The 24590-nt window shown below is 61.8% G+C and carries 30 protein-coding genes; 9 read left to right on the plus strand and 21 right to left on the minus strand.

The annotated features are described in order from the left end of the window. Window positions 1-12: 12 nt before the first annotated feature. From D8767_RS12495 to purU, 3 genes are read right to left on the minus strand one after another with little or no spacing between them, the layout of a single operon-like run. On the minus strand, window positions 13-1254 hold the full coding sequence (locus D8767_RS12495; RefSeq protein ID WP_016711161.1) for an FAD-dependent oxidoreductase: 1242 nt from the start codon (window positions 1252-1254) through the stop codon (window positions 13-15). Next, window positions 1236-2147, minus strand: a complete 912-nt coding sequence (gene folD, locus D8767_RS12500) for a bifunctional methylenetetrahydrofolate dehydrogenase/methenyltetrahydrofolate cyclohydrolase FolD (protein ID WP_016711160.1) — start codon at window positions 2145-2147, stop codon at window positions 1236-1238. Before folD ends, D8767_RS12495 begins: the two co-directional genes overlap by 19 nt. Further along, the gene (purU, locus tag D8767_RS12505) at window positions 2144-3010 is read right to left on the minus strand and encodes a formyltetrahydrofolate deformylase (protein WP_016711159.1); all 867 of its coding nucleotides are present in this window, start codon (window positions 3008-3010) and stop codon (window positions 2144-2146) included. Before purU ends, folD begins: the two co-directional genes overlap by 4 nt. A gap of 211 nt (window positions 3011-3221) precedes the next feature. Between purU and D8767_RS12510 the strand changes: the two genes are divergently transcribed. The 4 genes from D8767_RS12510 (at window position 3222) to D8767_RS12525 (ending at window position 5838) form a co-directional block, all read left to right on the plus strand. Beyond that, on the plus strand, window positions 3222-3623 hold the full coding sequence (locus D8767_RS12510) for a hypothetical protein (protein WP_016711158.1): 402 nt from the start codon (window positions 3222-3224) through the stop codon (window positions 3621-3623). A gap of 90 nt (window positions 3624-3713) precedes the next feature. After that, on the plus strand, window positions 3714-3935 hold the full coding sequence (locus D8767_RS12515) for an MbtH family protein (RefSeq protein WP_016711157.1): 222 nt from the start codon (window positions 3714-3716) through the stop codon (window positions 3933-3935). Then, window positions 3932-4651 carry a thioesterase II family protein gene (locus tag D8767_RS12520; protein ID WP_016711156.1) on the plus strand — a complete coding sequence of 240 codons (720 nt, stop codon included), beginning with the start codon at window positions 3932-3934 and terminating at the stop codon, window positions 4649-4651. Before D8767_RS12515 ends, D8767_RS12520 begins: the two co-directional genes overlap by 4 nt. A 134-nt stretch (window positions 4652-4785) precedes the next feature. Next, complete coding sequence (locus D8767_RS12525; protein ID WP_016711155.1) at window positions 4786-5838, plus strand: DUF1615 domain-containing protein; 1053 nt, start codon at window positions 4786-4788, stop codon at window positions 5836-5838. A gap of 15 nt (window positions 5839-5853) precedes the next feature. Here the strand turns inward: D8767_RS12525 and D8767_RS12530 are convergent, their stop codons facing one another. The 9 genes from D8767_RS12530 to D8767_RS12570 all read right to left on the minus strand — a co-directional run bounded on the left by D8767_RS12530 (window position 5854) and on the right by D8767_RS12570 (window position 13401). After that, the gene (locus D8767_RS12530) at window positions 5854-6717 is read right to left on the minus strand and encodes a metal ABC transporter solute-binding protein, Zn/Mn family (RefSeq protein WP_016711154.1); all 864 of its coding nucleotides are present in this window, start codon (window positions 6715-6717) and stop codon (window positions 5854-5856) included. Then, entirely contained in the window at window positions 6714-7613 is a 900-nt protein-coding gene (locus tag D8767_RS12535; RefSeq protein WP_016711153.1) for a metal ABC transporter permease, read from the minus strand. Before D8767_RS12535 ends, D8767_RS12530 begins: the two co-directional genes overlap by 4 nt. Beyond that, complete coding sequence (locus tag D8767_RS12540; protein ID WP_016711152.1) at window positions 7610-8359, minus strand: metal ABC transporter ATP-binding protein; 750 nt, start codon at window positions 8357-8359, stop codon at window positions 7610-7612. The genes D8767_RS12535 and D8767_RS12540 overlap by 4 nt, the downstream gene beginning before the upstream one ends. Then, window positions 8356-9258: a metal ABC transporter substrate-binding protein gene (locus tag D8767_RS12545; protein ID WP_016711151.1), complete on the minus strand. Its 903-nt coding sequence runs from the start codon at window positions 9256-9258 to the stop codon at window positions 8356-8358. Before D8767_RS12545 ends, D8767_RS12540 begins: the two co-directional genes overlap by 4 nt. An 18-nt stretch (window positions 9259-9276) precedes the next feature. Next, window positions 9277-9846, minus strand: coding sequence for a DUF6162 family protein (locus tag D8767_RS12550; protein ID WP_016711150.1), 570 nt, complete (start codon window positions 9844-9846; stop codon window positions 9277-9279). Further along, a complete protein-coding gene (locus tag D8767_RS12555) occupies window positions 9843-10163 on the minus strand; it encodes a hypothetical protein (protein WP_016711149.1) in 321 nt (106 codons plus the stop codon). The genes D8767_RS12550 and D8767_RS12555 overlap by 4 nt, the downstream gene beginning before the upstream one ends. Beyond that, window positions 10160-10699 carry a hypothetical protein gene (locus D8767_RS12560; protein ID WP_016711148.1) on the minus strand — a complete coding sequence of 180 codons (540 nt, stop codon included), beginning with the start codon at window positions 10697-10699 and terminating at the stop codon, window positions 10160-10162. Before D8767_RS12560 ends, D8767_RS12555 begins: the two co-directional genes overlap by 4 nt. After that, the gene (locus D8767_RS12565) at window positions 10696-11889 is read right to left on the minus strand and encodes a PepSY domain-containing protein (RefSeq protein ID WP_016711147.1); all 1194 of its coding nucleotides are present in this window, start codon (window positions 11887-11889) and stop codon (window positions 10696-10698) included. The genes D8767_RS12560 and D8767_RS12565 overlap by 4 nt, the downstream gene beginning before the upstream one ends. Before the next feature lie 177 nt (window positions 11890-12066). Beyond that, window positions 12067-13401: a lysine N(6)-hydroxylase/L-ornithine N(5)-oxygenase family protein gene (locus D8767_RS12570; RefSeq protein WP_016711146.1), complete on the minus strand. Its 1335-nt coding sequence runs from the start codon at window positions 13399-13401 to the stop codon at window positions 12067-12069. 201 nt (window positions 13402-13602) lie between these two features. On the opposite strand from D8767_RS12570, the gene D8767_RS12575 reads away from it, so the two are divergent. Beyond that, the gene (locus tag D8767_RS12575; RefSeq protein WP_016711145.1) at window positions 13603-14037 is read left to right on the plus strand and encodes a hypothetical protein; all 435 of its coding nucleotides are present in this window, start codon (window positions 13603-13605) and stop codon (window positions 14035-14037) included. A 42-nt stretch (window positions 14038-14079) separates the two neighbouring features. Here D8767_RS12575 and pbpG read toward each other — a convergent pair whose 3' ends face one another. Beyond that, window positions 14080-15006, minus strand: a complete 927-nt coding sequence (pbpG, locus tag D8767_RS12580; protein WP_016711144.1) for a D-alanyl-D-alanine endopeptidase — start codon at window positions 15004-15006, stop codon at window positions 14080-14082. 392 nt (window positions 15007-15398) lie between these two features. Then, window positions 15399-16073, minus strand: coding sequence for a polysaccharide lyase family 7 protein (locus D8767_RS12585; protein WP_016711143.1), 675 nt, complete (start codon window positions 16071-16073; stop codon window positions 15399-15401). Between the two features lie 238 nt (window positions 16074-16311). Between D8767_RS12585 and D8767_RS12590 the strand changes: the two genes are divergently transcribed. Then, window positions 16312-16638: a DUF1654 domain-containing protein gene (locus D8767_RS12590; protein WP_016711142.1), complete on the plus strand. Its 327-nt coding sequence runs from the start codon at window positions 16312-16314 to the stop codon at window positions 16636-16638. Between the two features lie 37 nt (window positions 16639-16675). Here D8767_RS12590 and D8767_RS12595 read toward each other — a convergent pair whose 3' ends face one another. Continuing rightward, entirely contained in the window at window positions 16676-17500 is an 825-nt protein-coding gene (locus D8767_RS12595; RefSeq protein ID WP_016711141.1) for a S24 family peptidase, read from the minus strand. Window positions 17501-17664: 164 nt separating this feature from the next. On the opposite strand from D8767_RS12595, the gene D8767_RS12600 reads away from it, so the two are divergent. Further along, window positions 17665-17979 (plus strand): hypothetical protein, encoded by a 315-nt coding sequence (locus tag D8767_RS12600; protein ID WP_016711140.1) that lies wholly within the window; start codon window positions 17665-17667, stop codon window positions 17977-17979. A 75-nt stretch (window positions 17980-18054) separates the two neighbouring features. Here D8767_RS12600 and D8767_RS12605 read toward each other — a convergent pair whose 3' ends face one another. Beyond that, entirely contained in the window at window positions 18055-18237 is a 183-nt protein-coding gene (locus D8767_RS12605; RefSeq protein WP_016711139.1) for a hypothetical protein, read from the minus strand. Window positions 18238-18331: 94 nt separating this feature from the next. Next, a complete protein-coding gene (locus D8767_RS12610; protein WP_029380179.1) occupies window positions 18332-18676 on the minus strand; it encodes a hypothetical protein in 345 nt (114 codons plus the stop codon). A gap of 161 nt (window positions 18677-18837) precedes the next feature. Between D8767_RS12610 and D8767_RS12615 the strand changes: the two genes are divergently transcribed. Beyond that, window positions 18838-19659 (plus strand): shikimate 5-dehydrogenase, encoded by an 822-nt coding sequence (locus D8767_RS12615; protein WP_016711137.1) that lies wholly within the window; start codon window positions 18838-18840, stop codon window positions 19657-19659. A 56-nt stretch (window positions 19660-19715) separates the two neighbouring features. On the opposite strand, the gene D8767_RS12620 is transcribed toward D8767_RS12615, so the two are convergent. From D8767_RS12620 to D8767_RS12630, 3 genes are all read right to left on the minus strand, one after another. Then, window positions 19716-19958, minus strand: coding sequence for a hypothetical protein (locus D8767_RS12620; protein WP_016711136.1), 243 nt, complete (start codon window positions 19956-19958; stop codon window positions 19716-19718). Between the two features lie 97 nt (window positions 19959-20055). Next, complete coding sequence (gloA, locus tag D8767_RS12625) at window positions 20056-20583, minus strand: lactoylglutathione lyase (RefSeq protein WP_016711135.1); 528 nt, start codon at window positions 20581-20583, stop codon at window positions 20056-20058. A 225-nt stretch (window positions 20584-20808) separates the two neighbouring features. After that, window positions 20809-21168: a histone-like nucleoid-structuring protein, MvaT/MvaU family gene (locus D8767_RS12630; protein WP_016711134.1), complete on the minus strand. Its 360-nt coding sequence runs from the start codon at window positions 21166-21168 to the stop codon at window positions 20809-20811. A gap of 361 nt (window positions 21169-21529) precedes the next feature. Here D8767_RS12630 and D8767_RS12635 point away from each other — a divergent pair, with 361 nt between their 5' ends. Further along, window positions 21530-22819, plus strand: coding sequence for an OprD family porin (locus D8767_RS12635; protein WP_016711133.1), 1290 nt, complete (start codon window positions 21530-21532; stop codon window positions 22817-22819). Between the two features lie 42 nt (window positions 22820-22861). Here the strand turns inward: D8767_RS12635 and D8767_RS12640 are convergent, their stop codons facing one another. Further along, a complete protein-coding gene (locus tag D8767_RS12640; RefSeq protein ID WP_016711132.1) occupies window positions 22862-24472 on the minus strand; it encodes a metallophosphoesterase in 1611 nt (536 codons plus the stop codon). Window positions 24473-24590 lie beyond the last annotated feature (118 nt).

Consider the following 24590-nt stretch of genomic DNA (forward strand, 5'->3'; position numbering starts at 1 on the left):
CGTCGTGTGCTCCTAATGGCTGGCCGCCGTGGCGCCCATTTCGTTCACTTGCTGGAAGCGGCTGAAGCGCTCCAGGGCGAAGGGCGCGATCATTTCGGGTACTTTGCCGCCGCTGGCGACAAGCTCGGCCATGGTCTTGCCGCAGATGGGCGTGGCCTTGAAACCCCAGGTGCCCCAACCGGCGTCCAGGTAGTAGTTGTCGACCGGCGACAGGCCCATGATCGGGCTGTAGTCCGGGGTCATGTCGGTCATCCCGGCCCACTGGCGCATCAGCTTGGCGTTGGCCATGAACGGGAACATCTCGATGGCGTGGGCCAGCAGGCTTTCCTTGAGGTCGAGGGTGGAGCGGGTGTTGTACAGCGGGTACGGGTCGGAGCCACCGCCGAAGACGATCTCGCCACGGCTGGTCTGCTGTACATAACAATGCAGCGCCGACGAACTGACCAGCGGGTCGAGGAACGGTTTGAACGGCTGGGTGACCATGGCTTGCAACGGGTAGGTGTGGATCGGCGCGCGAATACCGGCCTTGGCCATCAGCACCGAACTGGCACCGGCCACGGCCTGGACCACGCAGCCGCACTGCACGGTGCCACGGTTGGTCTTCACCGCTTCGATGCGGCCATTGCGAATCAGCAGGTCCTGCACTTCGGTCAACTGGTGGATTTCCACGCCGCGCTTAGCCGCCTGCTTGGCGTAGCCCCAGGCCACCGCGTCGTGGCGTGCGGTAGCGCCGTCGAAGTGCCATAGGCCCGCCAGCACCGGCAAGTGACCGGGGTCGAGGTTGAGGCTGGGCACCAGTTCACGAATCTGTTGGCGGTCGATCATTTCGGTACGACCGCCGAAGTGCTTGTTGACCTCGGCGCGCTGGCGGAAGGCGCGCACGGTAGCGTCGGTGTGCGCCAGGGTGAGCTGGCCGCGCTCGGAATACATGATGTTGAAGTCGAACTCGTTCGACAGGTTCTGGAACATGCGCACCGATTCTGCATAAAAGCGCACGCCCTCGCTGGTGAGGTAGTTGGAGCGGATTACCGCCGTGTTGCGCGCGGTATTGCCGCCGCCCAGGTAGGCCTTTTCCAGCACGGCGACATTGGTGATGCCGTGATACTTGGCCAGGTAGTAGGCGATGGCCAGGCCGTGGCCGCCGCCGCCGATGATCACCACGTCATAGCCTGGTTTGAGTTCGCACGGTGGCGGCAGGTCGACCTCCACCGGGTAGTCGGCGCTCAGGCCGTATTTCAGCAGGGCGAAAGGCATACGGTGCGCTCCTGGTGGGCGGCCTGTTGCTGCAGGTCGAGGGCGAGCAGGGTGTTTTTCATCAAATAGGCGATGGTCATCGGGCCGACGCCACCGGGCACCGGGGTAATGCCGGCCACCTGGGGCAGGGCGGCAGCGAAGTCGACATCGCCGACCAGGCGGCTGTGGCCGCCTTCATCGATGCGGTTGATACCGACGTCGATCACCACTGCGCCTGGTTTCAGCCAGTCGGCACCGATCAAGCGCGGTTTGCCTACGGCTGCCACCAGAATGTCGGCCTGGCGGCACAGCGCCGGCAGGTCGTGGCTGCGCGAATGCACCACCGTCACTGTGCAGTCGGCCTGCAGCAGCAGGGCAGCCATGGGTTTGCCGACGATGTTCGAGCGGCCCACCACCACCGCGTGCTTGCCGCGCAGTTCGCCACAGGTGTCACGCAGCAGTCGCATGCAGCCGCTGGGTGTGCACGGGGTGAGCACATCGCGGCCCTGGGCCAGGCCACCGACGTTTTCGCTGTGGAAACCGTCCACGTCTTTCAGCGGGTTGATGGCCTGCAGCACGCGGTGCGCGTCGATGTGCGCGGGCAGCGGCAGTTGCACGAGGATGCCGTTCACCTCGGTATCGCGGTTCAGGCGATCGATCAGGGTCAGCAGTTCGCCCTGGGTGGTGTCGGCGGGCAGGCGATGCTCCAGCGAGCGGATGCCTACTTCGTCGGCGCGCAGCACTTTATTGCGCACGTACACCTGGCTGGCGGCATCGGCGCCCACCAGCACCACAGCCAAGCCCGGTTGCACGCCGCCCTGACGCAGCTCCTGCACCTGCTCGCACACCTCGGCCAGTACACGCGCGGCAGTGGCCTTGCCGTCGATCAGCTTGACGCTGGGAATGGCGTTCATTTGAAGATCACCGTGCGGTCGTGGTTAAGGAACACCCGGTGCTCAAGGTGGTACTTCACCGCGCGGGACAGGGCAATGGTTTCGGTGTCGCGGCCGATGGCCACCAGGTCGTCCGGGGCATAGGCGTGGTCCACGCGCTGCACTTCCTGCTCGATGATCGGGCCTTCGTCCAGGTCGCTGGTCACGTAGTGGGCGGTGGCGCCGATCAGCTTGACCCCGCGCTGGTAGGCCTGGTGGTAGGGCTTGGCACCTTTGAAGCCGGGCAGGAACGAGTGATGGATGTTGATCGCCCGGCCTGACAGTTGGCGGCACAGGTCGTCGGACAGAATTTGCATGTAGCGCGCCAGCACCACGAGCTCAGTGCCGGTGTCTTCGACAATGCGCAACAGTGCGGCTTCCTGTTCGGCCTTGGTTTCCTTGGTAACGGGCAGGTAGACGAAACGGATGCCCTGGCGCTCGGCCATGGGGCGCAGGTCCAGGTGGTTGGACACCACGGCGGTGATCTGCATGTCGAGCTCGCCCTTGGCATGCCGGTACAGCAGGTCGGACAGGCAGTGGTCGAACTTGCTCACCATCAGCAGCACGCGCATCGGCCGGGCGCTGCTGTGCAGGCTCCACTGCATGTCGAAGCGTTGGGCCACGTCGGCAAAGCCCGCCTCCAACTGCGGTGTGTCTCCTGTGGTACCGGTGTTGTAGCGGAACACTGCGCGCATGAAAAAGCGCCCATTGTCCTCGTCGTCGAACTGCGCCATCTCGCTGATGTAGCAACCGTGCTCGGCCAGGTAGGTGGTCACCGCAGCGACGATGCCGGACACGGCCGGGCAACTGACGCGCAGGATGAAGTGATCGGGAGCGGGGTGCATGTCGGATAGGCCTCGTGAGGGGGTGGGGCAGATCGGGCACAAGGGCAAAAGAAGCTTCGCGAGCAGGCGAAGGGTGTTTCTTGATAGGAATATAAATTTCCTTTAGGCGATTTATAGGCGAAGTGAGGGGTGTCGGTCTAGGGGGTTTGTGAAATTTTTTATCCTGACAGGAAAGTTTTTTGAGGGCGCTTTGTAGGGCTATGCTTGCACCATGACCACACCACCCCCCTTGCGCCAACCATGCCCCCCTGGTGCCTGCGACTGCGGCCGCGAACATCTGGGCGAGCATCCGCAGGCCGCACAGCGCATCCTGCTACTGACCCGTCAGGAAGAGAAACGCCTGCTCGAACGCCTGGAAAACCTCAAGGACCTGGAGGACCTGCAACGCCTGCAGCAACGGATGTACGACAATCTCGGCATCCGCGTGCACATCGCCCCCGGGTTCAACGAAGTGCGCACCATGCGCGGCATTGTCATCGAGCTGGATGACCAGCCAGGATTGTGCCGCAGGACCCGGCAATCGATCCCGGCGGCCATCCGGCGCGGGCTGGAGCGTAATCCGCAGGTGGCGTTCCGCCTGCTCGATGCACACGACCTGTTGCGTGATGCCTGAAACGTTAATTTTTCAGCGGCCGGTTACGTCTACTTGAAAGCCCCCCTGCGCCACGCGCATAGCGGCATTCATCATTCAAGGAGACAGGCAATGACTTCCGTATTCGACCGCGACGATATCCAGTTCCAGGTAGTGGTCAACCACGAAGAGCAATACTCGATCTGGCCCGACTACAAGGCCATCCCCAACGGTTGGCGTGCCGTGGGCAAGAGCGGCCTGAAGAAGGAATGCCTGGCCTATATCGATGAGGTCTGGACCGACATGCGCCCACTGAGCCTGCGCCAGAAAATGGCCGAAGCCGCCGCCCAGTGACCGCACTGAACCTGCTGTGCCTGCCGTATTCTGGGGCCAGCGCCATGGTCTACAGCCGCTGGCGGCGCAAGCTGCCGGCGTGGCTGCAGGTGCGCCCGGTAGAGCTGCCCGGGCGTGGCGCACGCATGGCCGAGCCGTTGCACACCGACATGCAGGCGCTGGCCCGGCAACTGGCCGCCGAGCAACGCCTGGCGGCCAATGGGCCCTATGCGTTGCTCGGCCATAGCCTGGGGGCGTTGCTGGCCTTCGAGCTGGCCCATGAACTGCAGGCGCTGGGCTGCCCGTCACCACTGGCACTGTTTGCCTGCGGTACCGCAGCGCCAACCCGGCGCGAGGATTACGATGGCAAAGACTGGCGCGAGCCCAAAAGCGACGCCGAGCTGATCAGCGAGTTGCGCGAGCTTCAGGGCACGCCTGAAGAAGTGCTGGCCAACGCCGAACTGATGAGCCTGACCTTGCCGACCTTGCGCGCGGATTTTCTGCTCTGTGGCACTTACGCCTACCGTCAGCGGCCGGCCCTGCAGTGCCCGCTGCACGTGCTGGGCGGCGTGGACGATCGGGCCAGCGAAGAGCAGTTGCAGGCCTGGCGCAAGGAAACCCAGGGTGACTTCTCGCTGCTGATGTTCCCGGGTGGCCACTTCTTCATCCATGAGCACGAAAACGCCGTGCTCGATGCGCTGACCGGATCATTGCAGCCGCTTCGGCTGTCTGCCTGATTGACGCCACCTCTTGCCTGAGGGAGGCTAGGCCTTTTTCCAGGCAAGGGGCAGACAATGTTGATCGATCCACACAAGGCCGCACTGCTGGTCGGTGAACAGCCCTGAACGGCCGGTTACTGGCTGTCGGGTTGATGGCGTTGGCGCTGCTGCAAGGCTGCGTCGGGCACCGTGACGAAGCACCCGAGGCGGACCCGGCCAAGGTCCGTGCGCAACTGTTGCGGCTATTGCCGGCCCAGACCAAGGACCGCGAGGGCTGGGCCAGGGACATTCAGGTGGCGTTCGAAACCCAGCGCATTACCCCAAGCAAAAGCAACCTGTGCGCGGTGCTGGCCGTGACTGAACAGGAATCCACTTTCAGCGCCGACCCGCAGGTACCCAACCTGGGGCGGATCGCCCGCGAGGAAATCGACCGGCGTGCGGCACGTCTGCATATCCCCAGGCTGTTGGTTGACGGTGCGCTGAAGACGCCTTCGGGCAACGGCCAGAGCTACCAGCAGCGCTTGCAGGCGGTGCGCAGCGAGAAGCAATTGAGTGAGCTGTACGACGAGGTCATTGCCCGCGTGCCACTGGGCAAGACGTTACTGGGCGGGCTCAATCCGGTGCACACCGGCGGGCCGATGCAGGTCAGCATCGACTTTGCCGAAAAGCATGCGCAGGGTTACCCCTACAGCCACGATGGCAGCATTCGCCAGGAGGTATTCAGCCGGCGCGGCGGCATGTACTTCGGTATTGCCCACCTGTTGGGCTACCCGGTCAACTACGAGCGCCAGCTGTACCGCTTTGCCGATTTCAATGCTGGTTGGTACGCCAGCCGCAACGCCGCATTCCAGGCCGCACTGAACAAGGCGACTGGTGTGACGCTTGCCTTGGATGGCGACCTGATTGCGCCGGGTGCGATCATGCCCGGGGCCACCGAACTGGCCGCGCGCAAGCTGGGCGGGAAGCTGGGGCTGCGCAACCCGCAGATTCACAGCCAGCTGGAGGAGGGCGACAGTTTGGCGTTCGAGGACGGCAAGCTGTACAGCGGGGTGTTTGCCTTGGCAGATGCCAAGGCTGGCAAGCCGGTGCCACGGGCGGTGCTGCCGGGGATCGAGCTGAAGAGCCCGAAGATCACCCGAAAGCTGACCACGGCGTGGTTTGCCGGGCGGGTGGATGAGCGCTACCAGCGGTGCATGAAGCGGTAGCCGGTACAGGCAACATCAGCTTTCGCCCAAGGCCCCAACCACTTGGTCGACGCTGGCCTTCAACCCGGCAAACGCATCCTCAGGGTCGCTCTCCACCACCACCAGTTTCGCCCCGGCTGCCTTGATCACCTCGGCTACCGCCGCGTCCGGCTGCCGATGGTCCAGCACCAGTGCCACATCCTGCGCTTTCAGGTTTTCCTCCAGCGCCTTGAGCGCGGCAGCGTCCCATTCGGTCGGCAGCGGCTGCTCTACCACATCCAGGTTCAAGCCGCTGGCCAGGTAACCCAACCGCCCGGACAAGCTCACCACCGTCAGGTTGTCGACCTTGGCCAGACGTGTCTGGCTGCTGGCCGATAATTCAAGCAACTGACGCTTGAGCCCTGCCAGGTTGCCCTGGATCTTCGCTTTGTCATCCGGTGCCAGCCGCTCCAGATCATTGGCCACCACATCGGCCATGCGCCCGAGGTTGGTCGGGTTGAGCCAGGGGTAGGCGCCGTAGGCATCGTCACCTGTGACCGCAATGCCGGGCAGCGCGCCATCCACCGGCCGTGCGGCATCGATTTCGACGATGCGGATGTTGCTGCGTCGGGCCATCGGGTACAGCGGGTCGTCACGCCAGATCGAGCGTACACCGATCACCGCGTCGGCCTGCTGTGCGGCTTTCTCCAGGCTGGGGCCACCGCGCGAGCTGAAATACGACGGCTGGCGGCTGGCCGGCAGGTTGGCCGGTGCCGCACGTTTGAGTTGCACCGCCGTGCCGTCGAGCAGGGCGCTGGCCAGGCTGTGGGTGATGGGCAGGGTGGTCAGCACTTGCGTGGCAAAAGACAGCGACGGCAGGCCGGCCAAGGCCAGTGCCAGAGTCAGGCGTTTCAGGTTCATGCCGGGTTTCCTTGCAGGCGTGGGACGAGGGCGCGGGCCAGGGCGGCCAGGGCAAAGCAGATGCCGGCGACCAGGATGATCGCGGCGCCCGACGGCACGGGCAGGTCGAAGACGATTGGCAGCAGAATGCCAAGCAGGGTGCTCAAGGTGGCGATCAGTACCGAGACGAAGAAGAACCCCTTGAGCGACTGGCTGACCAGGCGTGCAGCCGCAGCGGGGATGACCAGCAGTGCTCCGACCAGGATGGCGCCGATTACCTTCACGGCAGCCACGGTTACAAGGGTTACCAGCACCACGAACAGGTAATCCAGGGTTTTCACCGCCACCCCGCGCACGGCTGCCAGTTGCGGGTTGAAACTGGCCAGCATGATGCGGTTGTACAGTGGCACAGCCAGGGCCAGCACCAGCACCGCGACGATACCCAGCACCACCAGGTCCTGGCCGCTGACGGTCAGCACCGAGCCGAACAGCACGTTTTCGAGGATGTGCACATTGATCTTGCCGGCCAGCATCAGCAGCAGGCTGGCACCCAGCGCCAGCGACACCGACAGGAACACGCCGATCAGCGTGTCCGGTGAAAGACCCGTGCGGTTGCGCAGGAAGTTGAGCAAGATGCCGAACAGCAGGCAGTAGCCGAACAGGCTGCCATAAGGGCCGGTGTAGGGCTCACCGAGCAGGATGCCGATGGCTACCCCGGTCAGTGCAGCATGGCCCACGGCTTCGGAAAAGAACGCAAAGCGCTTGACCACCACCAGGGTGCCCAGGCCGCCCAGTACCGGGCCAATCATCAGGCCAGCCAGCAAGGCATTGACCACGAAGCCGTAGGCCAGTGCCTCAGGCAAGTAACCAGCCGTGGCCCAGTCCTGGACCAGTTGGCGAAATGCTTCAAAACTCATGAGGCAAGGCTCTCGCTACGCGGGTGAACAGAGAACAGGCCAAGCAGGCGCTCTGGTGTGAGGGCCTGGGCCGGTGGGGCATCGAACAGCACCTGGCGGCTCAGGCCAGTGACCCGGTCGGCCAGGCGCAGCACGGCCTCCAGGTCGTGTTCTATCCACAGCACCGTGGTGCCGGCCTGGCGCCAGCCCTGCAGTAACTGCTCGAACACCTGGATACCGGCTTCATCGAGGGCCGACATGGGCTCGTCCAATACCAGCAACTGCGGCTCGGGGATCAGACCTTGGGCCAACAGCACACGCTGGCGTTCGCCACCAGACAATGCGCCCATGCGCCGTTTGCGCTTGTCGAGCATGCCGACCCGCGCCAAGGCCGCATCGATGGCCGGCTGCACGCGGCGCGACAAGCCGAGAAAAGCCGGGCGCCGCTGGCACATGGCAGCCATGAAGTCATCAACGGTCATTGGCAACCCACGGTCAAACTCCAGCGCTTGCGGCACATAACCGATCACCTCGCGCTCGCCTGGCCAATGCAGGGTCAGCTGGCCCTGGTGTGGCATTTGCCCGAGCAGGGTCTTGATCAGCGAACTCTTGCCACCGCCGTTGGGGCCGACGATGGCATGCACGCTGCCAGCAGCAACGCCAAAACTGACGTGTTCAAGGATGCGGGTGCGGCCCAGGGTGAGGTCGACGTCGGCGAACTCGATGCGTGGCCCACAGGCCTTCACCAGGTTGGCGGCGGCGGTCATGCGCAGTTCTCCTGGATGGCGCGCACCACGGTGTCGAGGTTGCGCTTCATCTCCACTTCGTACTTCTCTTTGGTGTATTCACCGTAGGAAATGTGCGTCAGCGGGTACAGGCGCACGCCGGATTCACGCTGGATGGTTTCGACATAGGCGGACGGGAAGTCCATTTCCGAGAAGATCACCTTCACATGCAGGGCTTTGAGCTGGTCGATGGTCTTTTTCAGCTGGGCCGGGCTGGGCTCGATGCCGTGGGCCGGTTCGACCACGGCGGTCACCTCCAGGCCGAAGTCGCGCACCAGGTAGTCGTAGGCAGCATGGATGGTGGCAACCCGAAAGGTGGCGCTGGGTGCTGCGGTTACCTTGGCCAGCGCCTCGGCACGCAGGGTGCGCAGGCGCTTGGCGTAGGCACGGGCGTTTTGCGTGTACAACTTGGCGTTGTCCGGGTCGAGCTTGCCCAGTTCGCGGGCGATGTTGTTGACCTGGGCGATGGTGGTGCTGATCGACAGGAAGGTGTGCGGGTTGACCACCTTGCCGGCGCCGCGCGCTGCAATGCCCGTGGCCGCCAGCAACGGCACGTTCTGGTTGGCCTCGATGGTGGCGATGCCGGGCTTTTCGCTGGCGGCGATCATGCGGTCGGCGAAGTCGTCATGGCCGACGCCGTTGAGCACCACCACGTCCAGCGTGCCGATGCGCTTGATGTCCTCGGCCCGTGGCTCGTAGGCATGCGGGTTGAAGCCCGCGGGAATCAGCGGCACCACTTCGGCCTTGTCGCCGACGATGTTGGTCACATAGCTGTAGTAGGGGTGCAGGGTGATACCAATACGCAGCGGCTTGCCGTTATCGGCCAGGGCCAGTGCCGGCAGGGCAAAGGCCAGGAGCAGGGCGAGGGCGGAGCGGAACATGGGCGGGAGTCCTTGGGTTCAGTGACGGTGTTCGCGGGTAACCCCGGCGTCGTAGTGGCTGACCACCTGTTGCCAGCCCGCAGCGATCAAGGCCGCCTGGCCGAGATCGTCCGGGAAGACGGCAGCGCTGTCGCGGCGCAACCAGACATCGGCTTGGCCGGTGCTGTCCGTCGGCAGGATCAGCAGCAGGCTGCCGGCGACTTCAGGGGCCTGACTGCGGCCCAGGTAGGCGCCGGATTCCAGCCACGACCACTGATGACTGCCACGGCTCTGGCTGCCGGCATCCACCACGAATGGCGGCAGGCCTTCTTCGGCCAGTGCCTGCACGCTCGGCACGGCGGCGTTTTCTTCACGCAGCGCCTGGATCTCGTCGAAGGCCACCCGCAAGTCGGTGTACAGGCCTTGCTCGGCAGCGGTGAGGTCGCGGCGGGCGTCAATCTGGTGGCTGGCGATGGCCTGTTCGTCTTCGCGCTCGCCACGCAACAGCACCACACTGGCGGCGAGCACCACGATCAGCAGGCTGGCCAGCAGCACGTACAGGGTTTCGTGCCCGGCGCCGGCCGGGTGAATCACTTGAGCGCGGCTCATGGCTGGGCGATATCGGCGTAGTCGACTTCCACCACGTGCCCGGGGCCGGCATCGAACAGCACGTAGAATTCGCCTTCCGGGCGCTTGAAGGTGAGCGTGGAGTCGTCGCCCAGCTTGCCGCCGACCAGTACTTGCTCGTCATAGCCGATCACGTCCAGGGTCACCCCAGCGGCACCGCTGCCGTCCGAGAAGCCACCGGTGCATTTGACCTGGCCGCTGGCCAGTTCTTCGCATTCGCACATCGGGTTGTGTGCCAGGGCAGGGCCAGCGGCCAGTACCAGCAAGGGCAGGGCGAGGGTGCGCATCAGGTGTTTCATTTCTTGCCTCCTTGTTTCTCGAGCCAGGCCACGGTGGCAGGCGATGCCTTGGCCAGGGGGACGGATGCCTGGTGCATGCTGCCGTCCCAACCTTCCAGGGTGATCCAGATTTGCGCGTCGGGTTTGGTACGCGGCGGGATGGGCAGGTTGGTGCCCATGCGGTAGGGGGCGCCAAAGAAGATGGTGCCGGCAGCGCGCAGGCTGCGGGGTTTGCCGATGCGCAGGTAAACGGCCTTGACGTCTTTCATGCAGGCTTTGCACAGGGACGCGCTGAAGGACTTGAAGTGGCCGGCGGGGCCGTCTTCGCGTGGCGCTTCGTCACGCAATTCAGCCAAGTCCAGCGTGTAAGGGCCGGCCTGGATGCCACTGACCACGTTCGCCCCCAGGCCCGCGTCACCACGAAACAGCTTGGCGTCGCTGAAATACTTGGGCATGAAGCCCAGCGGGACGAGGATCAGCAGGATGTTCAGATGAAAGCGCCACTTCAGCCACCACTGCTTCAGCGGGCTGGCGGGCACGGCCTGGGCGTGGCTCATGGTTGGGTCTCCAGTGTGGTCTGGCGGCGTGCGGCACGGGGAGCACGGTCGCTGCGCTTGAGGGCGGCTGCGGTGGCCTGGGCGGTACGCTTGGTCCAGATCAGCAAGCCGCTGAGCACCATCAAGGTGAGTACCAGGCCGAAGAAGAACCAGATCAGCTTGATGGGCAAACCGCCAAAGTCACCGGTGTGCAAGGGGCGCATGGACTCGGTGACGAATTCCAGCGTGGAGCGGTCGCTGAGCAGGAACTGGCTGTCGACGTTGCTTGTGTAAGGGTTGACCGCTGCACTCTGGAACATCAGCGGATACCAGCCGCGCCCGCCCATGGAAACGTGGCTGTAGGCGGTCGCCGGCAACGAAATGAAGGTAATGTCCAGGCCTGGAATCGCCAGGCCGGCGATACGTGCCGCCTCATCAAGGTCAATGCGCGGGGCAGGGGTGCCATCCGGCATTTGCGGCACATCTTCACGGGCGATCACCGGCACGATAGGCCGGCTGGAAATAGTGATGTGGTTGTCTGAAAGCAGTGCCTGGATCAGGAACCAGGTGCCGGTGATGGAAATGACCGCGATGAACCAGATCGACCACACCCCCGCCAGGCGATGCAGGTCGCCCCAGAAGATGCGTGAGCCGTGCCCGGTGCGCACCGGTTTGAAGAAGCCTTTCCAGAACTTCTTGTACACCACCAGCCCGGTGACCAGAGAGGCCAGCATGGGCAGGCCGAGAAGCGAAACCAGGTACCAGCCCCAGCTGAAACCATTGGTGAACGGCACCAGCCACCAGCCGTGCAATGCACGGGTAAAGGCTTCGAAGTTGAAGTCAGGGGACTTGCCCTGGATGACGCCGGTGTAGGGGTTGACGTACAGCGTCGGGCTGGTGCCGTCGGGGTACGTGACATCGGCCAGCAGGGCAAAGTGCGAGCCGTCGGGCTGCCTGAGCGACTCCACGAACATGTCTGGCTCGGCTTTGCGCATGGCGTCCAGTACCTGCTGGAAGCTCAGGCGCTCGGCATCACCGTCGGGCTTGCTCGCGCGGACATCCGGGTTGGCCAGCCAGACGATTTCCTGGCTGACCACGGCGAGCATGCCGGTGAAGCACACGATCAGCACAAAGAACCAGATCGGCAAGGCGAGCCAGCTATGCACCAGGAACCACAGCCTGGATTTGGATTTTTTCGGTGATTTGGCCATCAGACGGTCTTCTGCAATGGGTGGTCGAGCGTGTGCCCAACCAAAGAGGGCTGTACTGATAAGGACGAATGAGAATCGAAAACCTGCCGCTTTAAATGCAAGCAAATGTTTCAGAAAGCACAAGGCCGAGCTGCGCGCGAAGCGACAGGCCGGCCTTGAGGGTGCGTAGCACAGGGGTCAGGCGCGGGTCAGGGCCGCGGCTGGATGTGCTTTGCCGTGCAATTGCGCCAGGTCCTGATACAGGGCGCGGCCAATTTCTGCGGCACGGGCCGGCAGTACCGAGAGCAGGGTGTCACTCAGGCCGTGGCTGTTTTCGCAGAAGCCCTGCAAGTACACCGAGGCCTGCAGGTCGGGGCTGGCCAGCACGCGGTAGTTGCGGTCGACGCTGAAGTCGTCCAGGTAGCCGGCCAATGGCGCCAGCAAGTCACGGTGCGAGCGGCGCTCGTAGCCGGTGGCAAGGATCACGGCGTCGTAGCGGTGGGTTTGCTGCTGGCCAGTAGCGAGGTCGCGCAGGGTCAGCTCCAGGCCTTCGCGAGTGGCCACCACGGCTTCCACCTGGCGCCGGCACAGCACGTTGTGGCGGTGCTGGTGGGCGACTTTCTGCCGGTAGAGGATGCCGTAGATGCGTTCGATCAGGTTCAGGTCGACCACTGAATAGTTGGTGTTGTGGTACTCGCCCAGCAACTTGCTGCGCTGGTCGGCGGGTTCGTTGTAGACCAGGTCGGTGTAGTCCGGCGAGAAAATCTCGTTGACGAACGGGCTGTCGTCGGCCGGTTTGAGGGCTGAACCGCGCAGGACCATGTCGACCTTGACGGACGGGTAGCTGTCGTTCAGGTCGATAAACGCCTCGGCGGCGCTCTGGCCCGAACCGATCACGGCGATGCGCATCGGTTTGCCGTCGGTGCACGGCAGCTTGTTCAGGCTGCTCAGGTATTGGGAGTGGTGGAACACCCGTGGGTCATCCTTGAAGGCGCCGAACTTTTCCGGAATTTTCGGCGTGCCGCCGCTGCCGACCACCACCGAGCGGGTGCGGCGGCTGTATTCGCGGCCCTGTGCGTCGCGTGCGATTACGCGCAGGTGGTTTACCCGGCCATCCTGCAGTTCCGGTTCGATACGCAGCACTTCCTGGCCATACACGGCCTGGGTGGCGAAGTGTTCGGCGGCCCAGCGCAGGTAGTCGTTGTACTCCAGGCGGCAAGGGTAGAAGGTGCCGAGGTTGATGAAGTCGGCCAGGCGCTGCTTCTGGTGCAGGTAGTTGACGAAGCTGTAGGGGCTGGTGGGGTTGCGCAGCGACACCAGGTCTTTCAGGAACGAGATCTGCAGCTCACTCTGGGTTGCCAGGGTTTCGCCGTGCCAGCGGTAGTCCTGTTGCTTGTCGATGAACTGCGCATCGAGGGCATGGCCCTGGGACTCGGCGAGTTCTTCCAGGGCGATGGCCAGGGCCAGGTTGGAAGGGCCGAAGCCCACGCCGATCAGGTCCTTGATAGTTTCCGGGTTTGCAGACTGGCTCATGGCTGCGGTTCCATAATGGTCGAATGTGGACGCCGCCGGGAGGGGCCGGCGCTTGCGTTTGTACATTGGGTGGAACGAGCCAAATGATGGGGAATTTACTGGCGGGCGGCCGACCCACTGCTACACGGGCTAAAGACCTGCGCGCTGAGGCCGATAGGCAGAACCATGCAAGGACCCATTTTGCGACGCAGGGAGACAGACATGACAGGTATTGCAGCAGTCAGCATCAGCACCACGGCCCAGGCGTTGAGCACGACTCAGGCTGCCGACAGCCAGGACGCGCAAAAGGCTGAAGAGGGTGGAACAGTCGCTCAGACCGACGCCTCCAGGGCGAACGGTGGCGGCCAGGCCCAAGGCGCCCAGGGCAGCAGTGAAAGCTCGGAGCCTGCGCACATCAATCAATTGCGCGAGATGATCAAGAAGCTGCAAAAGCAATTGGCCGACGAACAGAAACAACTGGCCCAGCTGATGGCGCAGAAGATGGAAGAAACCGCCAAGATGGCCGCTGTGAGTGCCAAGCAGGCGAGCATCGCGACCCTCAATGGTGAGATCCTGCAGGCAACCGCACAGTTGCTCGAAGCGCTGCAGACGTCAGGTGGCAGCAGTGCAGGGGGGATGGTCAATACGCAGGCCTGATGCGACTGGGGCCCGCAAAGGCCCCAGCGAGACCGTTAGCGTTTACTCGGAAACCAGGCGCCCCTTGTTCTGCCGGTCCGCCTTGTACTGCATGGCCACTGCGGGTGCCGGTTTGGCGGCACCGGTTTCCAGCCACTGACGCATGCGGCTGGCATCGGCGAAGTGGGTGTACTTGCCGAACGCATCCAGGATGACCATGGCCACCGGGCGGTTGTCCATGCGGGTCAGCAGCACCAGGCAGTGCCCGGCTTCGTTGGTGAAGCCGGTCTTGGTCAGCTTGATGTCCCAGTTGCTCTTGTTCACCAGGTGGTCGGTGTTACGGAAGCCCAGTGTGTAGTTGGGCTTGCGGAAGGCCACGGTTTTTTCGCGGGTGGTCGACAGCTCGCTCAGCATCGGGTACTTGCGCGAGGCCATCAGCAGCTTGGCCAGGTCACGGGCGGTGGACACGTTCTGCGTCGACAGGCCGGTCGGCTCGACATACCGGGTATGTGCCATGCCCAGGCTGCGGGCCTTGGCATTCATCGCCTTGATGAACGCCGGATAGCCACCTGGGTAGGCGTTGGCCAAGGAGTTGGCGGCACGGTTTTCCGATGACATCAGGGTAATCAGCAGGGTTTCGCGGCGGTCAAGCTGGCTGCCCAGGCGCACGCGCGAATACACGCCTTTCATTTCCGGGTTGTTGGCAATGGTCATGGTGAGCATCTCATCCATGGGCAGTTTGGCATCCAGCACCACCATCGCGGTCATTAGTTTGGTCACCGAGGCAATCGGCACCACGCGGTCGGCATGGCTGGCGTACAGCTCCTGGTTGGTGGTCAGGTCGATCAGCAAGGCGCTGCCTGAAGCCAGGTGCAGCTTGGACGGGTCGCGTTGAACCTGGGCCGGGGGTTGTGCAGCAGCGGTCGACGGAAGGGTCGCGGTTCCTGTGAGCAACAGCAGCAGGCTGAGGATAGACAGGGATGTTTTCACGTTGAGGCTCACTAAAAGTTGGTATGTCGTTGGCTGTGCAAGGGTTTTCCCCCTAAACCGCTGCATTGTGGAGTATGGCCCAAACGCTGTCGAATGCCTTATGACTAAAGGGCGCAAGGTGAAGGAAATTTAATCCTGTAGCGGAGCAGTGCCTGATTTCAGGCGTACGGCCGCGATGGCCGCTCGGCGCGGCCTTGATCAGGTCGGATAGCAAATCAGTCTGTACGCAGGATGGGAAACAGCTCTTTTGGGTTGCGTGATTCTGCGTTCATCAATGTACACGCGGCCGCCGCTTCGGACTTGTTGACATATCACTGGCTCGGCGTGTCACGGCGATCCCGGCGCAACCCGTGTTGGGCAGGGCACCGGGATGCCTTTCGGGCTTGCATCGTTCAGCGGTGGATCAGCGACAGTTCGCTGATGATGCAGATCGAGCCGTCATCGGCCGGTGTTGTATCGGTGTAGTCAACCTGGTTGTAGATGCCGCCGTGGAATTCGAACAACCGTGGCGCCCAGGTACTGTCGAGTTGCAAATTACCTGACGAGCCGGAAACACCATTGTATTTGGCCGTCACGTTGACCACGCCGGCAGACGTGGTGTGGATGCTGACGATGAACCTGCCCCCCAGCGGCACGCCTTTCAGCACTGTCGAGTTCACCGGGTCGGCCTGGTTGTAGGTGCGCCGAAAACCCAGCGTGATGTTGCCCTTGTTCCAGAACACCTTCACCGGCGGGCTATCGTCCCCACGTACGTGCATCTGGGCGATGACCACCTTCTGCGCAGCGTTGACCTTGGTCAGCGTCATGGTTTGGTAGTTCCAGTGATCCTGGGCACTGGCCAGCGTCCAATCCTCAGTTTCCGTCCACTCGCAGCGGGTCCTGCGGGTGCTTTTGCTTGAGGCGCCTTTAGTGGGGGCTGAGAACTGGATCGAACCATCGCTGAGGACCTTGACGATGCTCGGGTAGCTGGCAATCGCTTCGGCACCGTTGAGTTCGAGTGCAACGGGGTTGGTCGAGGATACGGCTACCGGCGTAGCGATGATGAGGTTGCTGATGTCTACGGTCATGTGAACTCCTGACGCAAAGCGAGGATTGGCTGGGGGCTCTGGCGGCCGCGTTTGCGGCTGCGGGATAAAAATTAGCGCTAGGCTAAATTTAAGTCAATCGCTTAAAGCTAAATAAATTTCGCTTTGCGCAAAATTACCCACTCGGGAAAATTTTCAGCGAGGGGCTTTACGCTGGATTTGGCGGTGAGATAAGCTTTTCTCGGATACTGTACAGATATACAGCTTTCAGGGTGAGAATATGTCTATGCACATGCAGTCAACTTCCCGGCAGCGTCAGGCAATGACCGGAATCGAGCGTCTTAGCCTGCGGGTGTCGTCGATGATCAACCACCCGGTCGCGCAGACCCAACGCTGGGTTGTGGTGCATCGCCTGGATACCGACGGTGATGCGGAGTGGGAAGAGGTGATGGGCCTGTTGTCCGAAACGTCCGAGTTGGACCTTACGTTCAACGATGACGAGAGCGTTACCGTACGTTGGGCGCGCAGCAGTGTGGAGGAGCGCGATGATTTCATCGTTGAGCAGGACAGCAAGGCGGAGGAGGTCGAAGCGCAGGCGCCGTTCTGAGCCTCATGAAGAGCCCGCCTGGGGGCGGGCTTGGGCGTTATACCAAGTGTGCATTCCACACCAGCAGCACCCGGGCCTGGATGTAGGTTTCTTCGCGGCGAATCATGCGGTCCTTGTGCCGTGAGTTGTCTGAGATCATCTCGAAGTGGTCCTCATCCGCGATTTGCAGCCGCTTGATGTAGATGTGATCGCCCCAGGAAAAGAAGTAGATCCCGTCGCCCACGAAATCCCGGATGCTCACGTCCACGATCAGTGGGTCACGGTGCTTGATGGTCGGCTCCATTGATTGGCCCCAGCCGGTCACCATCTTGAGGTGGTGGTGTTCAGTGAATTCCACGCCCAGCTCGCGAAGATGGCTGGGACTGACGCGAACGTCCTTGAACATTTCCGGGTAATCGTGGGGGATCTGGCCACCGCCCATGGCAGCCCGCACGTCGTAGTGGGCAATCCATACTTCATCACCCACCAGGCCAGGGCGGACAAGCTCAGCTTTCACCCGTGTGGCGTCCAGCGGCTCTTCAGCTGCGGCCAGCAACCGCTGCCGGGTTTCTTCGGGGATGCCTTTGCCACTTCTGGCAAGCATCTGCTTGACCAGGTCGGCCGCAGAAAGCTTGCCGTCGCCGGTTTCGACCGGCAACTGTACCGAGTCACCTGTCGACAGTGCGTCGAACCACCCGCGTGGCAGCCCTTCGATGCCCTCGATTCGGCGGGCCACGTCATCGCCCAGGTTTTTTGCGGTCTTGTCAGAAAGGATCTGGCTCAGGTGTGCAGGCGCCATCCCCCAGCGCTCTGCGCAGGATCCCTTTCTCTGGCTGCCGATCAACTTGACCAGGTTGTGTTTGCGAATGCCGTAGATGTCCATAGGGCAAAGCATGCCAGTGTTTAGCTCGCTGCTAAATGTGCGCATGGCTAAATTGCCTCTTGTGGTGAAATTAGCTGCAGGCTAAATTAAAGCGGCAAACAAGGAAAGCCAGCGAGACACTTTTCTCTAGGGCTCATCACATCATCATTGGTAATGAGGTTCACATGGATCCGACCGACCTCGGCCCGGGCACAGTCACTTGGCTGAGCGGTACGGGCACTGTGCTGCTAGGTGCGTTTCTGTGGCTGCGCAAGTGGTTGTCCAAGGATGCGGCCGAGCGTGCGATGGACAGCGCGGATGTTGCAGTCATTCGCCGCCTGACCGAGCTGCTGGACATTGAGCGGGATGCCCGCCGAGAGGCAGAAACCAAAGCGGACCAGCTGGCCAGGGAGCGCAACGAGCTGGTGCTGACGGTAGGGCGGCTTCAGGGCAAGATCATGGTGCTGAGCAGCCAGTTGAGTCGTAGCTCGCAACGCTGAGGGGCCCAGGCAAAAAAAAGCCCACCATCTTGGCGGGCCATAAGGGCGTAGGGAGCAACGCACAACACATTCGGGTCAGGCAACCAGGGTGCCGGGTTGCAACTGTTCAACCAGTGCCTGGGCCGAGGCCAGTGTCGGCATCGGGCCGCTCACGGCTTCACCGTTGCGTACCAGGTACCAGCAAGCCAGCAGGCCCTGCTCACGCAGTGAGGCGGGAACGGCGCTGCCGACGACGGACATGATATGGATAGTGGCCATGGGGACCTCCTGCAAGACATGGCCCTACCATACGCAGCAGCCGGGGCGGTTTGAAATCAACGTGCTCAATAGTGGTCATTAGTTCTATCAACCATTACCAGCGCGGCGGACCGTAATACGCCGGCGGCGGGCCGTAGTAGGTGCGGTAGCCCGGGGGCGGTGGTGCTGGGGCGTAGTACGGCTGGTAGTACACCGGCTGCGGTGGCGGTTGCACATAAACTGGCGGCGGCCCGTAGTAGACCGGCTGGCGTTCGACATACACGGTACGGTCACGTCCGCCATACACCGTTGCCCCGACCACCGCGCCGACCACCGCCGCGCCCAGCAGTGGGCCCGGCCCATACCAACCGCCGCCGCCATGGCCGCCATGCGCAGCAGCAGGCCCGCTGACGGCCAAGGCACCGATCAGCAAGGCAATTCCGGGAATGAGACGGTTCATAACGCAACCTCGCAGGGAAGCCCCTCGTTCGGGGCCTTACTACTATGACTCCGGTCTCCGTCAGCTGAGCACAGGGAAACGGTAAAGGTTATGTAAGGGACGACCAGTGGTTGGCTCTGGTACGCTGAATAAACGTTTCAGTTATGACAAAGGAGCAGGTTATGTCGACAACTCCCAGCAGGGACACGGTATTGTGCATCTCCCTGGCCGGGCGCCCCGGCACCTTCGGCGTGCGTTTTCACAACCACCTGTACCAGCAGTTGGGCCTGGACTTCTATTACAAGGCCATGCGCACGGATGACCTGCCCGCGGCGGTGGCAGGTATCCGAGCGTTGGGTATCCGCGGTTGCGGTGTGTCGATGCCGTACAAGGAGGCCTGCATGGCCCTGGTCGACGAAATCGACCCGTCGGCTGCGGCCATTGAATCGGTGAATACCTTGGTCAACACCGATGGGCACCTGAAGGCCTACAACACCGACTACCTGGCTGTTCGTCAGTTACTGGCACAGCATCAGGTCGACCCGGGGACTGCCTTTGCCCTGCGCGGCAGTGGTGGCATGGCCAAGGCCGTGGCCAGTGCCTTGCGCGATGCCGGCTTTGCCGAGGGCATGATCGTTGCGCGCAACGAGCAAGCCGGGCGCCAGTTGGCGGATGCTTGTGGCTATCGCTGGGTACCGGACCTGGGAGACATCTGCCCGCCGATGCTGGTGAACGTGACGCCGATCGGGATGGCGGGAGGACCGGAGGCTGGAGAACTGGCGTTTTCCGAGCTTGCCATTGCAGCGGCTGAGCGGGTGTTCGATGTGGTGGCGATGCCGGCGCAGACGCCGTTGATCCGTCGTGCGCAGGCGTTGGGCAAGCCGGTCATCACCGGCCTGGAGGTGATTGCGTTGCAGGCGCTGGAGCAGTTTGTGCTGTACACCGGGGTAAGGCCGACACGGGCGCAGGTGGATGCGGCAGTGGCGTACGCGCGGGATATCTAGTGGCTGCTGTGCCGGCCCTTGCGCAGCTAGAGGGCCGGTACAGGTTCAAGGCAGGGTCAGAACACCTTGTGCCCCTCATCCAGTTGCTGGTCAACCAAAGCCCGGCCGTGGGCCAGTGACACATGCTGCGCATTCTCAAGGTCCGAGAAAAACTTCATCGGCATCGACATGCGCCTGCTGGTGTGCCCGTCAGGGGTAGTGATCAGGCAGCCGGCGGCATAGGGCAGGGGGGAGTCGGGGTGCGGCATCACGCTGGCGGTGATGGTGTGCTTGCGGTATTCACAGTGAAGAGATTGCATCGTCCTTACCTCGCTGTGGCATGTGAAGCAGTTACCTTCATATACCACAGCAAGGGGCCGGGAGTTCCCGGCCCGACGAGCGCACGGCGATGAACGCTTAGCCTTTGAGCTCGGTTGGCTGGATCACTTCCACCCAGTAACCGTCCGGGTCTTTGACGAAGGCCAGGTGGTTCATGCGCCCGTCCTGCAGGCGTTTCTGGAACGGTACGTCCAGTGCTTCGAAGCGCGCACAGGCGGCGCGCACGTCCGGCACCGAAATGCAGATGTGGCCAAACCCGCGTGGGTCGGTGTTGCCGTTGTGGTAAGCAAACTCGGCATCGTTTTCGGTGCCGTGGTTGTGGGTCAGCTCCAGTACGCCAGGGATCGACTTCATCCACTGGTGGCGTGCGGCGTCATCGGCAGGGATCTGCGCCGGGTCTACCAGGGCCAGGAAGTACAGGCTGAAAGCGGCTTCGGGGAAGTCGCGCTTGTCTACCAGGCGAAAGCCCAGCACGCGGGTGTAGAAGTCCAGCGATTTCTCGATGTCCTTGACCCGCAGCATGGTGTGGTTGAAGACGAACTGGGCGGTGGCGGTGTCTGGCTGGGCGGTGACGCCAGGCAGGGTTTGCAGATCGTGCAGGCTCATGGGAACTCCTGAGACGGGGCCGGGCGCAGGGCGCCGGCAAAACGGACAGGCTGGCCATGATACGGCAGTGCGCCAATAGCGCAAATGAAAGCGCCCTGCACAAGGCAGGGCGCTGGAATTAGAGGCCCGCATGTGCGGGCGCGTGATGGGGTCGCTAGTCCTTTAGCTGTCTCGATACTGAGCCAGCCCTTGTGAAAAAAGTGTGAAGTACGAGTGGACGTTTCATCAGCGTACCCAGCTTTCTACCGTCGCGGCGCCGTACTGTTCTTTCCAGGCCTTGAGCCCGCGATGGTTGCCGCCTTTGGTCTCGATTCGCTCTCCGGTGTGCGGGTTTTGATACACCTTCACCACGCGAGGGCGGCGCTGTTGCTTGGGCGCGGCGCCGGATACCCGGGTCACGGCTTTCGGGTCGAGGATGGCGATGATATCGCGCAGGTTCTTGTCATAGCTTTTCATCAGGCCGACTAGTTTCTGCTCGAATTCGATTTCGCGTTTTAGGCCGGCATCCTTTTTCAACGCTTCCAGTTGCGCCATCTGTTCCTGGAGCGCTTTTTCGGCAGCACGAAACTCTGCAAGTCTGGACACTGTAATCACTCCTGTACGTCGGTCGTGGCAGGGCGTGACGAACATTGAAGAAGAATGAAAACGCCGGCCACGCGGGTGGGTTCTGCTGTTCGCTGATATCGAGTGTAGTCATTCATGGGTACTGGGTAAACTGCTAACTTTTTGTAAGTAAGTTGGGAACTTTCCTAGTTTTGCGTGCGTTATTTCGCCGGTTTTCCGTGGTGGCCTGCCGGGGCGCTTAGACCATGGTCCAATGGCCCGTTCCAGAGCCTTTACGCGATCATTTCAGATGATGGTCGGCTATTGTTCTGGCCTGTCGCAGTACCGTGGCCAACACGTGCCATAGGTTGTTAACCCGTTTTCATTCTGGATGTTTCCTCGCATGTTTGCCCCTTTCCCTCTCGCCCCCGGGCGCCGTGTTGCCGGCCTGTTCCTGTTGTGTACCGGCGTCAATGCCCAGGCCGCCGGTTTTCTGGAAGACAGCAGTGCGAAGCTTGAAGCGCGCAATGTCTATTTCAACCGGGATTTCCGTGACGGCCACAGCAGTTCCAGCCAGGGTGCGTCCAAGCGCGAAGAGTGGGCACAAGGCTTCATCCTCAATGTGCAGTCGGGTTATACCCAGGGCCCGGTAGGTTTTGGTGTGGATGCACTGGGTATGGTCGGCTTCAAACTGGATTCCAGCCCGGCCGACAGTAACAGTGGTTTGCTGCCGTCTTCCGGCCACGACCCACGGCACTCGGCCGACCAGTACGCGAAGATGGGCCTGGCGGCAAAGGTCAAGGTCTCCAACACCGTGCTCAAGTACGGTTCGATGATGCCGGATGTGCCGTTACTCAAGTACAACGATGGCCGCCTGCTGCCGACCATGTTCCATGGAGCCATGCTCACCTCTGAAGAACTGCACGATCTGAAGTTCACCCTGGCTCGCCTGGACAAATACACCGCTCGGGATTCCACCGACCGCCAGGACATTCGCGTGCACTGCAAGAACAAGCGCTATGCCTGCGATATCGAAGCCGACCACTTCGACTTGGCCGGTGTCGATTACCGTTTCAACGAGCGCTTCAGCGCCCAGTACCAGGTGGCCAAGCTGGAGAATATCTACCGCCAGCACTTCCTCGGCCTGGTGGCCAGCCAGCCGTTGGCAGTGGGTAGCCTGTCGGCCGACCTGCGGCTGATCAAGAGTGACGACATCGGCAATGCCCGCGCCGGGACAATCGACCACCGCGCTTTCAGTGGCATGCTCGGCTACAGCCTGGGTGGCCACAAGGTCAGTGCCGGCTGGCAACGCATGTATGGCGACAGCGCCATGCCGTACCTGGATGGCAGCAACCCGTACCTGGTCAACTACGCGCAGGTCAACGACTTCGCTGCCGCCCAGGAGCGTTCCTGGCAGGTGCGCTATGACTATGACTTCAAGGCGCTGGGTGTGCCCGGCCTGACCTTCTTCACCCGTTACATCAACGGCGACAATATCAAGGTGCCGGGCAGCACGGCCGAAGGCAAGGAATGGGAACGCGACACCGAGTTCAAGTACCAAGTGCAAAGTGGTACGTTCAAGGATGTCAGCGTACGGCTGCGTAATTCCACGTACCGCAGCAATTTCGAGAAGTGGGCACGGGACATGGACGAGACGCGGGTGATCGTAAGCTATACCTTCTCAATCTTCTGAGCGTTGCAGGGAGGCGCCCTGCGCAGGTTGCACTGGCCGCCTTCAATCCGTGCGATATTGGCAGCCAGATGTCCAGATATCCTTGCCGGCCAGTTGGGCCCTGCCACTGTGTCCCTCACTCGCACTCCAATAGAACACGTGGTAGGTCATCGCGAAGGGGTCTCGGCCATGATACTGGTAGTTAACGGTCTCCGTTGTGCTACGGCGATCGGCCGCCACGCTTCGCAGCACCCATAGCGGTTTACCGGGTTCGGTCGCCTCCACCTGAATGTAATAAGGCATTCGGAAGTTAGGAGACGGGTTTTTCCATTTCAGCCTCAGGGTACCCGCCTCTCCATCCATGTAGTCGGCGCACAAGTCAGTAGGGGCTTTTGCAAGCGCGGGTGTTGTGAATGTGCCTTTGTCTTCACGGGCGGGCGCCTGGCCTTCGGCCCGATAAATTTTGATCGTGTAGCGGTACTGCGTGTTTGGTCGCAGGTCATAGAGCACCGCGGCGTTGTTGGATATGTCGAAGCGCTTGAAGGGGAGGCCGTCGAGCGAGATATCCACAAATGGCAGCCGTGTGTCACGCGGCCTGTTGTTGTACATCAGAAGGCCGTTGATTGCATCGCCACCTGGTTGGGTGCTGAACTTGAACGTTGGAAGAGGCGGGAGCAGGTGCAATGGCGTGGTGTATGCCTTGGCGCTATCGGTGTCGTTGTTGGTTGCAACACGAACAACAAGGTTGTCCCGTCCTTCATCCAGCTCGGCTGTCAGGAATCCTCTTCGGAAGCTTGATCCCGCGTCATAGACAGGCGTGTCGCCAATAGCTGCCCTGCGCCCGGCATTATGAGTGTGACCATGGAATATACTCAGGACGCGGTATTGGTTGACCAGGTTGTAAAAGCGGTTGCGATCAGATTCAGAGCCAAGCGACGAGTCTGCAGGCGGGCGATGCAGATTGATAATAATATACTTGCCATTTTTGGTTGCGACCTCCATCTGCTGTTCAAGCCAGGCAAGTGAACCGGTAATGTCAAAATAGATCTTTTGGGGGAAAATCAAGCCGCCGTTACTTGAGAAGCTTTTTGTATAGTTGTAGTGGTTGTTGAGCTGGATGAACGTGATGCTGCCAATGGTCTTGCTGTAGCCGAAGCTACCCGTCCAGCGTGAATAATCCCGTTTGTCCTGTTTGGCTATATGGAATGAATCAACCTGCCACCCGGCTACCGCTGCCTCAAGGTGCTGTATGGAATCTCGCGCGCAGCCGTTGTTGGCGCAGTCATCGACATTGTTCTCATAGTCGTGGTTCCCCAAGCCCCAATAGGTGCCGGGCACCCGTGCCAGGTGTTCGAACATCTTGCGCCATTCGCGGCCATGGCCGAACTCGGTGACGTCGCCATTCAGGAAAACGGGAATATTGCCGCCAAATGAATTTCGCCATCGGTTGATCGCATTGTCCTGTTCTGTCATCAATCGGGCGGATTCTTTCGGCTGGTTGGCGGAGTCTGGCCCGCGGGGGTATTGCGTATCGGCGCGTATTACGAAGCGCTGAACTTCGTCTTGAGGGCTTGATGTGTTGAGCGCTGTCGGCGCCGCTAGTGCAGCGTGCGCGACCGTAGACAAGGCCGCCGCAATTAGCGTCGCCCGGACCGTGTGAGTGATGAGCATCATGACAGGGGTGTTCCTGATTTACATAAGGAACCCGAGCGTAAGGCTTTCGCTTTATTGAATGTACTAGCAGAGCTACCAGCTGTAGAGGCTCACGCTATCATGAAGGGCAGCTTGTTTA

Source organism: Pseudomonas sp. LTGT-11-2Z, from assembly GCF_003691445.1.
Classification (GTDB): domain Bacteria; phylum Pseudomonadota; class Gammaproteobacteria; order Pseudomonadales; family Pseudomonadaceae; genus Aquipseudomonas; species Aquipseudomonas monteilii.